This is a genomic window from Leisingera sp. (assembly GCF_034669605.1).
GTDB lineage: Bacteria > Pseudomonadota > Alphaproteobacteria > Rhodobacterales > Rhodobacteraceae > Leisingera.
Genome location: NZ_JAXMOX010000304.1, coordinates 1 through 3,948 on the forward strand (window position 1 = coordinate 1; position 3,948 = coordinate 3,948).

Annotated in this window: 1 protein-coding gene; it reads right to left on the bottom strand. The window is 64.0% G+C overall.

The genetic code is table 11. The annotated features are described in order from the left end of the window. On the bottom strand, positions 1-3,939 hold a 3,939-nt coding region (locus VOI29_RS23200; RefSeq protein WP_323784098.1), incomplete at its 3' end, for a hypothetical protein. Positions 3,940-3,948: the final 9 nt, after the last annotated feature.

The window sequence follows — 3,948 nt, forward strand, 5'->3', positions numbered from 1 at the left end:
GTTGAAGTCATCGACAATGCCCTGCCCCTGCCGGGTGCGGGTGACGGCATCCGCGCCCTTTACCTGCAGCCCGGCAATCTTCAGGGCTGCCTCCCTTTGCTGCCGGTCCTTGTCCACCGCATCCTGCAGCCGCCCAAGCATCCGGCTCAGCTTGCTCATCGGGTTGACCAGGCCGCGGCCGCTGTCGGCCACGTCGCCGAAGAGCGTGCTGAATGCGGCGGCAGGCTCAAAAGACACTCCGCCGTTAAAGGTGATTTTACCGTTCCCTTTGGAGCCGATCAGATCCTGCAGCTGGTTCAGTCGGCGCAGCGTAGACCCGCCTTCCCGTGTCAGGGCGACATTCACCCGGCGCGACAGCGCGGCCGCCCGGGTCAGCACCATCTGCCGGGTGTCCGGATCCAGATCCTGCGCCAGCTTCAAACTCAGATCGCGGCGCAAGCCCTCTGAAGTTTTCAGCACCAGCTTCCGGGTCTTGGCGTCCAGATCTTCGCGCAACACCAGATCCAGCGAAGCGACATGCTCAGACAAGGCATTGGTTGCGATCCACTTGTCGGCCGGGCTCAGCTCGTCATTGCGGATGACAAAATCCAGCGTGGTGCGGATGCCCGCATCCGCCCGGTCCACCAGCCTGGTCAGCCAGGACGGCGCATTATCATCCAGCGCAACCGCCACATCGAGGCGCCCGACGAGATCATCGTAGCTGAAGGCCTCAGCGTTCTTGATTGCATCCCCCAGCGCCCCCAGAGCGCCTTCAAAGGCTTCAACGGTGCCGTCCCAGTCTTCCGCCAGCGCCTGCACGCCCGAGCTCAGTTGGCCAACCTCATCAGCGGTCAGCCCCTCCAGCTGCAGGAACTGGCCGAGGCTGGTCAGAACCTCGATCTGCTGCTCATAGAGGCCGCGCAGCATGTCTTCATTTGCGCCTTCCAGGTCAGCTATGCCCGCGGCGAAATTCAACTGCCCCTGCACCTGCGCCGCCGCCCGGCGGTATTCCAATGAGCTGCCCGCACTAGCCCTCAGGGTTTGCAGGTAGGCCCGGGCAAGTCCGGGAATGTCCTGTGCCGCCTGCACGTCACCGCCGCTGGCCTTGTCAAATGCGCTCTGGAACCGGCCCCGCTGAACCGCCAGCGCCTGCTCCGAGCTGGCCGCCGTCAGGTCAGAATTGACCAGGCCGCCCAGAAAATCGCGCAACGTGCCAGCGGTGCGGTACCAGAGCTGTGCAGCCGCTTTTGCATCCGCCGCCATGTCCCGGGCTGTGTCGATCTGAAGGCCGATCTCGCCTCCGATCCTGTCAACCAGGCCCTGCATGGCTTCGGTATAAGCACTGACTTTCGGCAGCACCTGGTCCATGCCGGCGGAAAGCTGCAGCAGCTCGGCATAAAGCTCCCGCCCCGATGCCGTCGTCAGATCGACACTCTGCACCAGGCTGCGGAAGCCCTCACGGCTTTTGGGCATGGCAACGCCCAGATCCTTGAACTCGCCCCGCAGCTGCTTCAGTGCCCGGCGCCGCAGCGTTTCTGCCTGCTCTGCCTCCGAATAGAAAGCGGCGAAAAACGCGCTGGCCGCAGCCTGCATCTGTTCTGTGCCGCCGAACTCATCGACCAGATCCGAAGCCCGGTCGCCGCCTTTGAGCGATGCTTCAAACGCGCTCTTTCCCAGCAGGTCCATCACATCGTTCACGGCCATGAGGCCGGAAGCCATGCGGTCAAGCGCTTCCAGATGGGTTTCACCGGCCTGGACATAGGTCTCGCTGGTCAGGATCAGCTCCGCCATTTGCTCAGCGGTTTTCTGCATTTCCGCCCGCAGAAGCGCCTGGATTTCCTCCTGCGACTTCCCGTTGGTCCAGATGGCAAAGCCCGCTGCCTCGAACTCCTTCAGCGCCTTGGTACTGAGGTTCAGGGTGCCGGCCATGCCGATCACGCCGTCGGACATGCCCTCCATGGCCTCATCGAGCGCCTGCTGAAACTCGGCATCCAGCGCCTTCTTCACCCATTTGTCCGAGCGCAACCAGCCGCCCTTGTAGAAATCGAAGCTTTGCCCGCCCTCCAATCCGTCAGGGGTGAACGCCCCTTCGATACCGGAACCTTTGTATTTCCGGCTGAAGCCCTTCACGAGAACCGCAACACCGGCTGCGATGATGCCGAGCGCTGGCAGGGCCGCACCAAGCGCGCCCCAGCCCGCAGAGGCTCCGGAAACGAGGCCGCCGAGGTTTGCAAAGCTTGCCCCAAGACCGCCACCGGAGAGAATGCCGCCGAGACCGCTGCCGATGCCAGCCAAGGCACTTCCGCCCCCGCGGAGCAGGCTGGCCGCATTGCCAACCAGACCCAGAAGCCCGCCGCCGCCGCCCGCAGCACCGGCAACTGTCTGCCCACCCCCGCCGCCAAGCAGCAGCTGATCCAATCCCAGGACACTGGTAATCCGGCCGATGATCGGCAGCACAACCTTCGAGTGGGCGAATTGATAGGCAATGTCGCGCAGCATGCCCTTGATCGTGTCGCCGAGACTGCCGCCCTCAAATGCGGTGCGGGTGATCGCCTCGCTCCACTGACCCTGCAGATCCTTGACCCGCTGCATGCGCGCCTCAATGTTGTCCAGCTCGACAACCTGCCCCGCCAGGCTGCTGATCTGTGCCTTGCTCAGCCCGGCGCCTTCCTTGCCGAGCCGCTGCTGCACCTGCCGCACCGCTTCCAGGTGCTTGCGCTGCGCACCGGTCAGCCCGGCCATTTCCCGGCGTTCGGCGATTTCTTTCTTCAGCCCCGCCAGTGCGCTCTTCGAGGCCGCACCCCCGGCGGATTTGACGCTGTTCAGCGCAGCAACCTGTTTCTGATACTCCGATCTGAGCAGCTGCTCCTGCTCATACAGCTCCACCTTCTGCTCAATACCTTGGCGGACGGCTTCGCGCTTGCTCTCCTCGATTTTCTCCATCGGCGGCAAGGACGCTTCCAGCTCAGCCCGGTACTTGGCCACATCGGCAGCCGCCTGGCCGCCACCCGCCGCCAGAACCGCCATTCCAGCCTTCAAGCCTGCAACACTTGCCTGCGCCCCAGCCAGTGCCCCAGGCAGCGAGGATACGAAACCGGACAGCGTTGCTGCCCGGCCCGCCGCCGCATCCAGTCCGCCTGCGAGGGCAGTGCTGTTTTCCGATGCTGTACCGAGTTCGCGCGAAGTGCGGGCGGCCGCAACACTCGCCGCATCCAAGCGGGCCTCAGCTGTTGCCAGCGCCGCCTGCAGCTCTGCAATCTTCCTCTGCGCCTCAACAATTTCGCCAGATTTCAAAAAGGTCGATCCGAGAAAGCCCTCGAATTTGGCTACATGCAGCTGCTCCTGCGCTGCCTCCAGTGCTACGCGGGTAGCATCGCGCGCCGCTTCAGCTGCCTGCCGCATGGCCTCGGCATTCTTTGCCGTCATGCTGGCATAGAAAGTATCTGTTGTAGCAGCCAGGACATCATGTGCGTGAGCTAGGCCACGAATAACCCCGTCAAATTCCTCTGCCGCCCGCTTTGAATGCATGAAACCCTGGTAGACTGCCGCAGAAATTCCGATGAGCGCCCCGATGCCCGTGGCCATAGCGGCGATGCGCAGCAGCTTCAGACCGCGCGTCAATCCCTTGACGGCAACCCTGGCCAGCGCCGCCCTGGTGCTGGTGGCGCCAAGCGCCACTTCCAGAGCAACAGCCGCCTTGGCAGCCGCGATGAATTTGACCGGCGCCAGGGCAACAGCAGAAACCGTTCCCAGCAGCGCCGCCCCCAAAGGCACCGCCATTTTCAGCAGCAGACCCAGCCCGATCGCCGCCGGGCCGACAGCCGCGGTCAGGGCTGCGCCAGCCGAAATGAACTGTTTGGCGCGGTCATTCAGCCCGTTGAACCACTCCGCCGCGTCCGCCGCCTTGTTGCTGAGGTATTCCAGCGACGGCGCGAGGCCCACGGCAAGCTGATTGGCCACGCCTCGCCC